This is a genomic window from Larkinella fluvii (genome assembly GCF_051857545.1).
GTDB lineage: Bacteria > Bacteroidota > Bacteroidia > Cytophagales > Spirosomataceae > Larkinella.
Genome location: NZ_JBPZHB010000009.1, coordinates 205,581 through 219,250 on the forward strand (window position 1 = coordinate 205,581; position 13,670 = coordinate 219,250).

Annotated in this window: 10 protein-coding genes; 6 read left to right on the forward strand and 4 right to left on the reverse strand. The window is 51.4% G+C overall.

The features are described from left to right. The first annotated feature begins 215 nt into the window (after window positions 1-215). From ACS5NO_RS24055 to ACS5NO_RS24065, 3 genes are all read left to right on the forward strand, one after another. Window positions 216-761 carry an RNA methyltransferase gene (locus ACS5NO_RS24055; protein ID WP_439417494.1) on the forward strand — a complete coding sequence of 182 codons (546 nt, stop codon included), beginning with the start codon at window positions 216-218 and terminating at the stop codon, window positions 759-761. Window positions 762-838: 77 nt separating this feature from the next. Beyond that, on the forward strand, window positions 839-1,288 hold the full coding sequence (locus ACS5NO_RS24060; RefSeq protein WP_439417495.1) for a hypothetical protein: 450 nt from the start codon (window positions 839-841) through the stop codon (window positions 1,286-1,288). Between the two features lie 434 nt (window positions 1,289-1,722). After that, window positions 1,723-3,009, forward strand: a complete 1,287-nt coding sequence (locus tag ACS5NO_RS24065; protein WP_439417496.1) for a sensor histidine kinase — start codon at window positions 1,723-1,725, stop codon at window positions 3,007-3,009. 124 nt (window positions 3,010-3,133) lie between these two features. Here ACS5NO_RS24065 and ACS5NO_RS24070 read toward each other — a convergent pair whose 3' ends face one another. Beyond that, window positions 3,134-6,919: a PVC-type heme-binding CxxCH protein gene (locus ACS5NO_RS24070; RefSeq protein WP_439417497.1), complete on the reverse strand. Its 3,786-nt coding sequence runs from the start codon at window positions 6,917-6,919 to the stop codon at window positions 3,134-3,136. A gap of 24 nt (window positions 6,920-6,943) precedes the next feature. Beyond that, entirely contained in the window at window positions 6,944-8,062 is a 1,119-nt protein-coding gene (locus ACS5NO_RS24075; protein ID WP_439417498.1) for a Gfo/Idh/MocA family protein, read from the reverse strand. A gap of 299 nt (window positions 8,063-8,361) precedes the next feature. On the opposite strand from ACS5NO_RS24075, the gene ACS5NO_RS24080 reads away from it, so the two are divergent. Both ACS5NO_RS24080 and ACS5NO_RS24085 read left to right on the forward strand, forming a co-directional pair. After that, a complete protein-coding gene (locus ACS5NO_RS24080; protein ID WP_439417499.1) occupies window positions 8,362-9,234 on the forward strand; it encodes an AraC family transcriptional regulator in 873 nt (290 codons plus the stop codon). A 36-nt stretch (window positions 9,235-9,270) separates the two neighbouring features. After that, window positions 9,271-10,611: a sigma-54-dependent transcriptional regulator gene (locus ACS5NO_RS24085; protein ID WP_439417500.1), complete on the forward strand. Its 1,341-nt coding sequence runs from the start codon at window positions 9,271-9,273 to the stop codon at window positions 10,609-10,611. A 62-nt stretch (window positions 10,612-10,673) separates the two neighbouring features. On the opposite strand, the gene ACS5NO_RS24090 is transcribed toward ACS5NO_RS24085, so the two are convergent. Beyond that, window positions 10,674-11,537 carry an alpha/beta fold hydrolase gene (locus tag ACS5NO_RS24090; RefSeq protein ID WP_439417501.1) on the reverse strand — a complete coding sequence of 288 codons (864 nt, stop codon included), beginning with the start codon at window positions 11,535-11,537 and terminating at the stop codon, window positions 10,674-10,676. A 99-nt stretch (window positions 11,538-11,636) separates the two neighbouring features. Continuing rightward, the gene (locus ACS5NO_RS24095; RefSeq protein WP_439417502.1) at window positions 11,637-12,698 is read right to left on the reverse strand and encodes a PA0069 family radical SAM protein; all 1,062 of its coding nucleotides are present in this window, start codon (window positions 12,696-12,698) and stop codon (window positions 11,637-11,639) included. 175 nt (window positions 12,699-12,873) lie between these two features. Here ACS5NO_RS24095 and ACS5NO_RS24100 point away from each other — a divergent pair, with 175 nt between their 5' ends. Then, window positions 12,874-13,575 (forward strand): hypothetical protein, encoded by a 702-nt coding sequence (locus tag ACS5NO_RS24100; RefSeq protein WP_439417503.1) that lies wholly within the window; start codon window positions 12,874-12,876, stop codon window positions 13,573-13,575. Window positions 13,576-13,670: the final 95 nt, after the last annotated feature.

Below are 13,670 nucleotides of genomic sequence, written 5' to 3' on the forward strand. Positions count from 1 at the left end.
TTAATTTAAACAAAAATACGAAATTTTAGGGAGAGGGCGGTCTTCTCATCCGGCTTGTTGCCGATAAAGGCTCATTTGTTTGTCCTTTCCCGAAAAGAATATAAATTTCGGCCCCTCATCCACCTACGCCATGAACAACCGATTTCTTCATCCCCTATCACCAGCCTTTTGGTCGTCAACTGCCTGGTAACATGCTCGATTTTAAACTTACTCAGATGCCCAGAAAAGTCAGTCTCGACGAACTCAATCGCCTAACCGTCGAAGACTTTAAAACCGCCGACAAATACCCGTACGTTTTAATTTTAGACAGTGTCCGGAGCCTCAACAACGTTGGGTCGGTGTTCCGCACGGCCGACGCCTTTCGGGCGGAGAAAATTTACCTCTGCGGCATTACCGGTACGCCCCCTCACCGCGACATCACCAAGACGGCCCTCGGTGCCACCGAATCGGTCGATTGGGAGCACGTTCAGGATGTTGTTGCGTTAATCGACGGGTTGAAGCAGGAAGGCTGGATCATCGCAGCCATCGAGCAGGCCGAGGGCAGCGTCGGTTTGCAGGATTTCGAGCCGCTGCCTAACAAAAAGTTTGCATTTGTGTTTGGTAATGAGGTTGCCGGTGTCAATTCGAGTATTGTTGAGCAAGCCGACCTGGTGCTGGAAATTCCCCAATATGGCACCAAACATTCGCTTAACATCGCCGTCAGTGCGGGCATCGTTTGCTGGGATTTTCTGACAAAACTTAACAAAAACTTAACACACTGATTTTGTTTTTCCTGTTTCTTTCGTAGTTGTTTGTAGATTTTTTTATTTACCGCAGTATACCTTAACAACATTCCCATATGAAGACCAAAAAAAAATCGCTGGCAACTGAAATTGCAAGTTCGATTGAAACCAAACTGACCGAAGTAGGCGAACAGTCGAAAAAAGTAAAGAAAGCCATCGAAAAAGCCGCCGAAAAACTAGCCGACCGGGTCAGTAAGCTCTTTAAGAAAGAAGAAGAAAAGAAGAAAAAACAACTGGCGAAGGCGAAGAAAAAAGCCGATCAGAAAGGCAAAAAAGTCGCTAAAAAGCTCAAAAAAACCACCGTAAAGGCGGCTAATAACGGTCAAGAGAAGGCGTCGGCACCCGAAAAAGAAACACCTGCACCCAAAGCGGCAGCCACTCCCAAAGCACCCGCCAAGCCCAAACCGGCACCGGCCACCAAACCGACGGCAACCCGTACGACACCTGCAACCCGGAAAGCGCCTTCCCCCAAACCGGCACCTGAAACCAGCCCATCCGAATCCTGAAAAGAGGGATTTGTCTCACTATCTTGTAAACTATTTTTGCGTAGGGCAGTTGCTCTACGCTTTTTTTGTTTTTTCTCTAACTCCCTTTGAATCTGTCACTTAAAGGAATTTGTGCATAAATATCGCTGCACACCAACTATTAAACATACGTTAATTACAACTTTTTATTGCCACAAATTTGAATTATTGCTTATTGTTCAATTACTTAGCAACATAAGTACCCCATATTTAACGTCTGATAAACACCTATTATTGTTACTCTCTATCCTACTACGTTAACCTCCATTAACGGAGCATCACCTGCTCAAACGCCAGACCAGACTCTTAACACGTGTAAGTTTTTCGTAAAAAAAACCTTGAATAGCTGACTTTCAAAAGATTCGTTCGTCTAAACGGAGTATAGTCTATCAAGTCCACCTAACATGACATAACACATGTCACGACTGACTACCCGTATTCTGATTGCACTCTCCATCCTGTCGATTGTTGGCATTGTGTCGACGCAGGTTTATTGGGTCAGGAAGGCGTATGAATTGCGCGAACGGCAGTTTCTGCAAACCGTTACCAAAGCTTTGAGCGAAGTGGCCCGGCGTGTAGCCCGCCCAGAAACCGGTGTACCCGTTGGGGTTCAGGTTGTTACTTTGTCTCCGTCGTATTATCTGGTTAATCTGGATGCCCCAATCGATCCGAAGAAACTGGACTTCTATTTGGGTGCTGAACTGGAAATTCACCAGATTCTGACTACGTTCGAATATGGCGTCTACGACAATAATGCCGGACAAATTATCTACGAAAACTCGTCCCGTCAACCGGATCAACCGACTGTAGCCACCGGCAAAGATAAGCCCTCGGCGTCATCACCCTATTACTTTGTCGTCCGTTTCCCCAACCAGATTCAATACCTGACCCAGCAACTGGACAACTGGATTCTGGCATCTCTGATCGTACTGCTGCTCACCTGCTTCTTCATGTACCTGTTTTACCGGATGCTCACGCAGAAAAACCAGACGGATGACCAGCGGGAATTTATCAACAACATGACGCACGAGCTTCAAACGCCCATTTCGTCGATCAAAATTGCCGCCGATGTACTTTCGTCTCCCAAGATTATTGAACAGCCCGAGCGGATGCTGAAATATGTCCGGATGGTGCAGGAAGAAACCCTGCGGCTCCAGCAGCAGGTCGAGACGGTTTTGACAGTGGCCCGCTCCGACAACAAAGGAGCCTTCAAACTGAACCAGGTTCCCATCGACATGCACGAGTTGCTGTTCCACCTGGCGGAACGACACGGCGATTACCTGCATCTGGAACTGGAAGCGCATTACCCAATCGTTCAGGCCGACCGTTTGCACCTAACCAATGTACTGGGAAATTTAGTCGATAACGCGGTTAAATACACCCCCGTCAATCCGTTCATCCAGTTGATCACCCGCAATGAAAATGGCCAGTTTGTTCTTTTTGTTCAGGACAATGGCATTGGTATTGCGCCCGAACACCAGCCCCACATTTTCAACGCGTATTACCGTGCACCGGGTGCCAACACCCACAGCGTCAAAGGGTTCGGGCTTGGATTAAGCTACGTACAGAAGATCGTGAAAGCCCACCGCTGGAAATTAAGCGTCAGCAGCGCCCCCGGTCAGGGAAGCACATTCAGCATCCGGATTCCCCAACCGACCGTCCAACCCATCCGAAGCCAAAAAGAGTTAAAAGTTAAGAGTTAAAAGTTAAGAGTTGGCTGACGCATTCTTCTTGTTCTTGCGTCAGCCAACTCTTAACTTTTAACTCTTAACTCTTAACTCTTAACTCTTAACTCTTAACTCTTAACTCTTAACTCTTAACTCCCTTTTATTTAGCCGCTTTTTCAGCCGGAGCGGTTTTTACCCGCATGATTCCGTTCATGATCCGCCAGTGGCCGGGGAAGGTACAAACGAATGGATAATCGCCGGGTTGGGCCGGAGCCGTGAACTTCAACCGGTAAGTTTGCTCGGGATTGACGAGGGGCGACGATGCCACCACCTGCGGGATGGAAGGCACATAATTCCGTTCTGCACCATCTTTCGCCGTAATCAGCTTATCGGCAGCCGCGCCAATGATCTCCAGCGACTTCGGTTTGCCGACCACAATGTTGTGTTGCATGGCGTCGGTGTTCTCGAAAATGATTTCGACCTGTTTGCCTGCCGTTACCGTAAATTCCTTTTTGTCAAACTGCAACGCTTCCTTGATCGGCTTGATGCGAACGGTTTCGACATTCGGATCGGCGGCAGGTTCGGCCGATACCCCCCAGGCCTGCAACACCCGATTCATCCGCTCCCGGTTCTCACTCGGAATCGTAGTGACCAGGCTGGCGACAAACGATTTGTCAGCCTCATTCAGTGTTGCTTTCCGCCGGAATCCCCAGCCATCGGAAATTCCTTTCACAATGGCGGTACTGCCCGCAGCATCCATTTGTTGTGACAGCCGGAGCAACCCAACGACCGCATCTGCCGGTGCTGCCGAGGTGTAGTTCCGAATTGCCCGTTCCAACACAAACGCACTCATGCTTTGTGGTGGACGATAGGTCAGTTTATGCGTGAATCCATTGTTGTTTTCATTTCCTTCGGCCAGAACGTTGTTGCCATCCACGGTTGCCACCACCGAATAGTCTCCGGCCGTCTCAAACGAAACCGTAAAGTTGGTATTCCAGGGACCGTTGTTTCCTTCCTGAATGACCACGGTTTCGCCCGGCTTAATTCCTGCCGTGTGTTTCTGGCTGACATACTCCGTTTTCCGGCCCTGTCCTTCAATCCGAATCGCCAGCGGAATTGGCGTTCCTTCCGGAATGGCGACACCGCCCCGGTTGGTTACTTCGACAAAAATGCGGGTCGATTCACGAACATACGGAGAAGCCGGTTCAGTGCGCACTTTTGTGATCACCAGATCCGGTTTATCACTCGAAGAAGCCATTGTCGGAGCAGGCTGCGCGGTGGCTTGAGCCGTCATGGCCGCGTGGTCGTGGTGGCCGCTCATCGACTCCGCTGCTTTCGGACCCGTCTTGCTGTTCTGCACCATTTGCTTCAAAAATGTCTGCATCAACTTCCCGTCGTGGCTCGTCAACGCACAGGCAAAAGCATCCGGCAACCAGCGGTCGTTTACCTCTTTGGCGTCGTTCAGGCGCGTCAGAACGGCGGTTTCTACCGCAGGTGTCAACGGCATTTCCGACAAGGCCAGCAGTGTATTTAAAACCACCAGCGGTTCTTTGTCATTCAACGCATTGGCTTGCAGCAACGCACTGGCCGATGCTTCGTTGCGGGGCAGCACCTGAACGGCGGTTTTTCGAACTCCGGCACAGGCATGTTTCAAAGCCGCCGTGGCGGTTTGCAGCGCATTCGCATCTGAACCGTCCAGCGCTCCTAACCCCTGCAACGTCCACAGAGCGTGGATGGCCGACGGGTTGATCCCGATTTCGTCCAGCGTCTGGTCTTTCACCAGATCCAGCAGTTGTGGAACGATATCTTTCTGCCCTCTTTCCACCAGCAACCGTTGCGCCGTCTGACGCCAGAACATGTTGTTGTTTTTCAAAGCCGCCACCAATTCCGCCGGACGATCCTTGCTCAGCGACAAAGGCGTATAAGCCGGAGCTTTTTTGTAGGCGACCCGGTAAATCCGACCGTGGGTGAAATCGCGCAAATCCGTCTGGTACGCATTTCCCGGCCCATTCTGGGCTCCTTTCGGCGTGGGGTTGTGTTGAATAATGTAGCTGTACCAATCGACGACCCAAACTGCGCCGTCGGGACCTACCTCGGCAAAAACCGGGGCGACCCACTCATCGGCACCGGCCAGCAGGTTGAAACCCAGCCCTTCGCTGTCGTCAAAATCGGTCCCTTTTTTCACCATGATGTTCTGGTGCAGAATGTGACCGGTTGGCTCCGATACGAAAGCCACCTTATTCCAGTAGCTTTTCGGGAAGGCCCGGGCCGTGTAGAAATTGTGCCCGGCAGCCGCCGTAAAGCCCCCAAACACATCGACCTGCCGCACTTTTTCCGTAATCGGTTTCATGTCCTTATGCGTATCGGTGCCCCGGCTACCACTGCCGAGACCGCCGGGGAAATACCGGTGCGGAATGGCCATGTACCAGCCGTGGGAATTGTTGGCCGTCGAGCCAAATACGTCGCCGGTTTCGTTGAACGCCAATCCCCAGGTGTTGTTGGAGGTGCTCGTCACGAATTCCAGTTTCGAGCCATCGGGCTTGAAGCGAAAAAACCCTTGTGAAAATTTGAGGCTGTCGGCGCCCACTTTGCCCACAAAACCGGAATAACCGATGCAGCCCCAGACCCAGTTGTCGAAACCGACGTGCAGGTTGGACGGGCCGGCGTGGGTATCACCCGTTCCAAAACCGGTGAACAGGATCTTTTTCTCGTCGGCCTTATCGTCGCCATTGGTGTCTTTCAAAAACAGCATGTGCGGTGCCTGCGACACCATAATGCCCCCGTTGACGAACGCCAAACCGGTCGGAATACTCAGGCCGTCGGCGAACTTGGTAAACTTATCCGCCTTGCCGTCTTTGTTGGTGTCTTCGCAGATAAGGATGTAATCGGTTCCTCCCGTGTCTTTCCGTTCGTTCGGATAATCCTTGGTAATCAGCACAAAAAGCCGTCCGCGCTCATCCCACGCCATCGCAATCGGGTGCATCACGTCGGGTTCGTGGGCAAACTGTTCCAGCGTAAAATCGACCGGCACCTGAATGTGTTTCATCGATTCTTCGGGCGAAAGCGGCAACTGGCGCATTTGCGGTCCCGAGCGTTTTTCGTAGTTTGGCAAATTAGCCTCAACATACTGGAAGGGCTGCGGTTTCAGATCGTCGTGCAACTTTTTCACCTTGTCGCCCACCGCCCAGAGAATGCCCTGTTCGATCAAATCCTGAAAACCGGGGACATTCCACGTCCGTTGATCATGGCCGTAGGCCGTATAAAAAACCCGGCCTTTGCCGTAGTTGCGGGTCCAGGTATAGGGTTCGGTTTTCTGACCGGGTCGGTCTTTTTCCTGATCCGCCTTGATGTCGCGCACCGCCAGCACATTGTTGTCGGCCTGGAGTTTTTCGTGCAGATACGTTTCGTCGTAGGCTTTAAACGGTTTCAGGCCCATAATGGCCGGGTGGCCGGGCTGAACGGTCAAGGTCTGAATCGTATCCATCCGGTGACGCCAGAATTGCCCGCCCACCATTTTGACGTATTCCGGCGAATTCCGGAAACAGTACGAAGCGCAGTGAATCGGAATCAGGCCTTTGCCACCAGCCACAAAATCGATCAGCGCCTTCTCCTGGGGCTGCGGGATGCTGTCCCAGTTGGCATAAATCAGCAAACCGTCGTATTTCGCCAGGTTCTCTGCATTGATGTCTTCCAGCCGGTCGGTGTAGGTCAGGTTAATGCCTTTATCCCCCAACGCAGCCATCAGTTCCGGCACGCGTTCCGACGGGCGGTGGTGGCCGTTGTCGCCCAGAAACAGAATTTCCGTCCGCCGGGGCTGGTCGGGATTCGTGGCCGAAACGCCCGGTCGTCCGCCCATGTCGCGCGGACTGCTGGCCGGTTGCCGACGGGCGCAATCGGTGAGCAGAACCACCAGCCCCAGGGTCAGAAATATATTAAAGTTTTTCATAGTGGGTTGTTTTAACGCGTGGTATTACAAACTCCCAAAATCCGGCAAATTCTTCAGATTGCCGCCTTCCATCGCCGAGTCGTGCGCCAGAATGCCCACGCTCGTCCAGTTAGCCGATTGCACCGCATTGGGGAACGGGTCGCGGTCTTCGACAATAGCCGACACAAATTCGTGCACCATATGCGGGTGCGAACCGCCGTGACCACTGCCCTGAATGAAGGACAAGTGGGCGTTATCTTCCTCATTATAAACCCCCTGGGTCGTAAACGACTGAATTTCAGCCGGCAGATAGTGCGCAAAATCCGGCACTTTCACCCGTTCCGGAATCTCGGGTTCGGGCTTTTTGGCCGTATGAATAACCGGGTCTTCGCCTTCGATCAGCGGCCATTCAAAGGACTTCAGCGAGCCGTAGACTTCAAAACTTTCGCGGTATTGACGGGCGGTATCGAACAAAGACCGGTAGACATAGGCCGACAAGTCGCTGTCTTTGAACTTGATGTGGGCCGATTCAACCGCAAACGGAGAGTTGTAATGCGGAATCAACTCTTCCCGGATTGTTCCGGAACCGAAGCACGACACGTATTCGGCTTCCAGTTGCAGCAAACCGGCCACCGGGCCAACGCAGTGGGTAGCGTAGTGCATGGGTGGCAAACCGGGCCAGTAGCCGGGCCAGCCGTCCATGTCCTGCTGGTGGCTGGCTTTCAGAAACTGGATTTTCCCCAACTCCCCTTTTTCATATAACTCCTTGACAAACAGAAACTCACGGCTATATACCACCGTTTCCATCATCATGTATTTTTTGCCGGTTTCGTTGCAGGTTTTCACAATTTCCATGCACTCTTCTACCGAAGTTGCCATCGGAACCGTGCAAGCCACGTGTTTTCCGGCGCGCAGGGCTTTCAGGGTCTGTTCGGCGTGGTTGTGAATCGGCGAATTGATGTGAACGGCGTCCACATTCGGATCAGCCAGCAGATCGTCGATATTGCTGTAGCGTTTTTCGATGCCGAACGCATCACCAATTTCATTTAGTTTTTCCGTATTGCGCTGGCAAATGGCATACATGTTCGTATGCGGGTGACGCTGATAAATGGGGATGAACTCGGCTCCGAAGCCCAGTCCGACGATGGCAATATTGATTTTCATACTGGTAGAACGGATTTTCTGACCCGTCTTTCTTTTGGATTTAGAACCGGTCTGCAACCAACTTTAACGAGTAGCAGCCGTGGAGTGATGAAATTAATTAATAATTTGGGTTGCTTGTTGCAAAATTTTGGGCTGAATAAATCCATTGATTCCGGCTTATTCCTATTTATTCTCAATCAATTACTACAAAAGTAAGCAACAATTTATGATTCTTCTCGGCTTTTCTTGCCAAATACCGATTGTATTTTAACTAAAAAAGTTTGATAAATTTGTGAAAGACAGCAAAAGAGAGCAAACTTATGCGAATTGCCCTGCGAAAAGACCTGGAACCCGTTGCATCTTCCTTCATCGTGAAGGAGCTTGTTGAACCACACTTCGACCCCAACTGGCATTTTCACCCGCACTACCAGTTGTTTCTGGTGGTGGAAGGAACCGGAACCCGGTTTATTGGCGACTCGATCAAGCCCTTTTCGGAGGGTGATCTGGTTTTTCTGGGGCCGAATCTGCCGCATCTCTGGCGCAGTGATCACGCGTTTTTTCAGCGCGATTCCGGTCTGGTAACCCGGGGCATTGTTGTCTATTTTCCGGAGGATTTTCTGGGTGATCACTTCTTCGACAAACCGGAAATGAGCCTGATCCAGCAATTGCTCGAACACGCCCGCCGGGGTCTGGAATGGACCGGCCCGACCCAGAAACTGGTGCAGGATACCTTGCAGAAATTAGCCAGCCAACCGGTCAATTTCAACCGCGTGATGACCCTGCTCAGCTTGCTCGACGAACTTTCCCACGCCGTCGACTACCGGTATATTACCAGCCTGGGGTATACCAATACCGTGAAACCGTCGGAGACCGACCGGATGCAACAGGTGCATAATTACGTGCTGGGCCATTTTCACGACGACATCAGTCTGGATTCCGTGGCCGATCTGGCGGGGATGACGCCACCGGCTTTCTGTCGCTATTTTAAAGCCCGGGCCAACAAAACGTTTTCGGAATTTGTATCGGAAATCCGCATTGGCCACTCCTGTAAACTGCTGATGGAAGGCAAATTGACGGTCACACAAGTTAGTTACGAAAGTGGCTACCGCACCCTTTCCAACTTCAACCGCCAGTTCAAAGGCATTACCGGGCAGACACCGTCGGAATATGTCCGCACCGTTCGGGCGGTCTAACATCGTCCAACGGCCTTGTTTTGCTATCTTTGCCCCATGCAAGGCACTATCCTCATTATCGACGACGAAGACCGTCTCCGCCAACTCCTGGCCCGACTCCTCAGCCTTGAAGGGTATCACGTTCTGGAAGCCAACAACGCCCGCAACGGCCTTCGGGTGCTGGAACAGGAAGATATTCATCTGGTGATCAGCGACGTGAAGCTGCCCGACAAAAACGGCATTGACCTCACGGCCCAGATCCGACAACAGTATCCCGCCACCGAAATCATTGTTCTGACGGCGTTCGGCACCATTGCCGATGGCGTTACTGCCATTAAAAACGGCGCTTTCGATTACATCACCAAAGGTGATGACAATGATCGCATCATTCCGCTCGTCAGCCGGGCCATTGAAAAGGCGCAGTTGCAGTTTCGGATTCGGCAACTGGAAGAAAAAGTCAGCAAACGCTATGGTTTTGAGAGCATTATCGGCGAATCAAAACCCATCAAGCAAGCCGTTGACCTGGCCCGAAAAGTGGCGGTAACCGACACAACCGTGTTGCTGACCGGCGAAACCGGAACGGGAAAAGAAGTGTTTGCACAGGCGATCCACCAGGCCAGCCCCCGGCGGTCGGGCGGGTTTGTAGCAGTCAATTGCAGTGCGCTGGGAAAAGAAATTCTGGAAAGTGAACTTTTTGGCCACCGCGCCGGGTCTTTCACCGGAGCATCCCGTGACAAAAAAGGACTGTTCGAAGAGGCCAGTAAAGGCACTATTTTTCTCGATGAAATCGGCGAAATGGCGCTTGATCTACAGGCCAAATTGCTTCGTGTGCTGGAAATGCACGAGTTTATCCGGGTTGGCGATACCAAACCGACCAAAGTGGATGTGCGTGTTGTGGCCGCCACCAACCGCGATCTGGAACGAGAAGCCACTGCCGGACAATTTCGACTCGATCTGTATTACCGGCTGTCGGTATTCCGGATCGAGTTGCCTTCGCTGCGCGACCGTCGCGACGACATCCCGGCTTTGGCGGAGCAATTCGCCCGGCAAAGTGCGCTAAAAATTGGAAAGCGTGATGTACTGCTCCGTCCGGATTTTCAGCAAAAACTCCGGCAACACGATTGGAAGGGGAATATTCGGGAGTTAAAAAATGTGATTGAGCGGGCGGTTATTCTCGCCGATGGACCGGAATTAACCCCGGAACTGCTGCCCTACGATCTACTCTATGCCGGGAAATTTACGCCCTCCGGACCGGTTTTTGATCTGGCTCAGGTCGAAGAAAACCACATCCGGCATGTTCTCGACCATACCAACGGCAACAAAACCGAGGCCGCCCGGCTTCTCAACATCGGCCTCACCACGTTGTACCGAAAAATAGCCGAATACCAGATTAGTTAAGAGTGAAGAGTTAAGAGTTAAACGCGGTAGCCAACTCTTAACTCTTCACTCTTAACTCTTCGCTAATAAGTCGTTTCCGTCACTGTGGTGGTTGACGTGATGAACGAAAGGAGGTCTTCATTCAACTCGTCTTTTTGCGTGAAGTACAAACCGTGCGGTTCGCCTTCATACACCAGCAATTGCGATTGTGGAATCAGCTCGTGCGTTTTCTGACCGGAAGATTCAAAGGGAACGGTTTGATCCGCATCACCGTGAATGATGAGCGTTGGAACCGTAACGGCTGCCAGGTCTGAGCGGAAATCTGTACTCGAAAAGGCCTTAGCGCATTCAATCGTCGCCTGGGGTGAACCCAGCAACGCCAGCGTTTGGTCCCACTTGAGATGCGAATCACTTACCGGATGATTCAGCATGCTGACCCCATAGAACTGTTTGCCAAACGAGGCTAAAAAGTCCGCCCGGTCGGCCTGCATTTTCTCCAGCATTTCGTCAAAAACCGATTGATCGACGCCGTCCGGATTGTCTTCCGTTTTCAGCATGTAAGGCGTTACAGCACTCACCAGTACAATTTTTGAAACCCGATTCGAGCCATAGCGGCTTAGATACCGGACAACTTCGCCCCCACCCATCGAAAAACCAACCAGGGTCACGTTCTGCAAATCCAGTTCGTCCAGAACCGCTTTCAGATCGGCAGCTAACGTATCGTAATCATATCCATCCCAGGGTTTCGACGACTTCCCAAATCCCCGGCGGTCATAAGCAATGCAGCGCAGCCCATGTTTGGGCAATTCAGTCAATTGATACTCCCACATCTCGTGGCTCAACGGCCAGCCGTGAATCAACACGACGGGATTTCCCGTACCCCAGTCCTGATAGAACAGATTGACCGGCTCGCCATTGCGACCGGTTCCAGCTTGAATGTAACTCATAACGTTGATTGATTAAAAAGTTATGCCATACTAACGTAAGCATTCGGCAGACGGTTTTTTATTTTGCAAAAACTGACGGAAGGTCGGCGCACAATCGCTTTAACCAAACAAATTCAGTTGCCTTTTCCGAAGAAAACGGGTCGTGTCCAGTTTCGGGAAAGCATGGTTAGGCATGTATTTCTGGATGGCAATCTCGTGAAACTGCCGGATCTGTTCGGCATACTTGCCCTCGCCCGACATCCGGGTTCCAAACCGCGAATCGTTCAACTGTCCGCCGTGGCACTCACGAATCTGATTCAGCACTTTGTCGGCCCGATCCGGGTAATTTTTGCGAATCCAGTCTTCAAACAAAGGCCCAATGGCGCCATTCAGGCGCACAATGGTGTATCCCGCACACGATGCCCCGTGTCGGGAAGCCGCTTCGATCAGCTTCGGAATCTCCTGATCGGTCAGACCGGGAATAATCGGCGCCGTCATCACGCCCACCGGAATACCGGCTTTGGTGAGTTCAGCCACGACCTGTAACCGTCGTTTGGCCGTCACCGTCCGGGGTTCCATCGCCTGACGTAATTTATCATCTAGGGTTGTAATGGTGATCAAAACCATCACGAGATTCTGGGCCGCCATCTGCTGCAACAGGTCTATATCCCGCAAGATGAGCGCATTTTTCGTAATGATGCTGACCGGATTTCGGTACATCAGGCACAGCTCCAGAATCCGGCGGGTCAATTGAAACCGACGTTCAGCGGGCTGGTAGCAATCCGTATTGCCAGACAAATGAATGACTTCCGGCTCGTAATTTTTCGAGAGGAACTCCTTTTCCAGCAAGACCGGTGCATTTTTTTTGACCATGATCTTGCTCTCGAAATCAAGCCCCGCCGAAAAACCCCAAAACTCGTGCGAGTTCCGGGCATAGCAGTAAATACAGCCGTGTTCGCAACCCATATACGGGTTTACCGAAGCAATAAAACCGATGTCCGGGCTATTGGGTCGGCTGACAATCTGTTTGGGGTTTTCTTCAAAAAATTGCGTTCGAACGGTTGGCTCCGGAAAATCGTCATCGGGAACATTCTGCTCCTCGTCGGGTTCTATCCGCAAGGCCTGAAAGCGATTGGGCGCATTGAACTGGGCTCCACGCCCTTTTAAATAGTCGTTTTTCATATCCTTGAGTCTTCAGCAGTTCAGTCCGTAATAATATAAGTAAAATATATGCAACACAACTAAAATATATTTTATTTTCCTGGCTGATAATTTGTACGCCCTTGCCTGTTAATTTTTCTTAAATAACCCTCTTACTTTGTCTACCTTTTTGTTTATATCGAACTTGCCGTCGATTATGAAACTTTTATTATTCTTCTTCCTTTTTATCTCCATTGCGTCGCTGGCCCAAACGCCGAAGTACATTATCGGCAAAGTACTGGATCAGGAAACGGGCCGGGGTGTAACCAACGCCAGCGTCATCAACAAACGTTCGCTGGCCGTCGGACGCACCAATCAGATTGGTAATTATTACCTCCAGGTGAAACCGGGAGATTCGGTGGTTATCACCAGCCCCACCCACGGACGGATGGCTTTTCTGTGGGACGGAACCACGCAACAACCTGTGATGCGAATCAAGCGACAACTGGCCGATAACGTCATCGAACTGGCGGAAGTGACCGTACGGGGCAAGCAGGAAGCCGAACTCAAGCGGGAACTCGAAATCCTGCTTGCGGAACCGGAAGCCAAACGCGGGGTGTCGGGCGAACAGGTGCTCGACCGGGTGGCTTCCGGCTCGGTGATTACGCTGCTCTATGAAGCCTTCAGCAAGCGGGCCAAGTCGGATCGCAAAGCGCTGGTGTTGATGCAGGAAGACCGCCGGCACAAACTGGCATCGTACCGTTTCGATCTGGTGGCTGGCCGGGCAACCGATTTATCGGGGGATGAACTCACAAAATTTAAGGATTTCTGCCGCTTCGACGATATGTTCGTCCTGCAATCCAGCGAGTACGAATTGACTTTCGCCATTTTACAGCGATTAAAAGAATTCAAGCGGTAACTTCTGCGGGTGGGTATTGAGATTACTGGAAATTTGAAGCCATTGGACGGTAAGTAAAATCACTTACCGGAAACAAAAAAGCCATGCGGGATTTC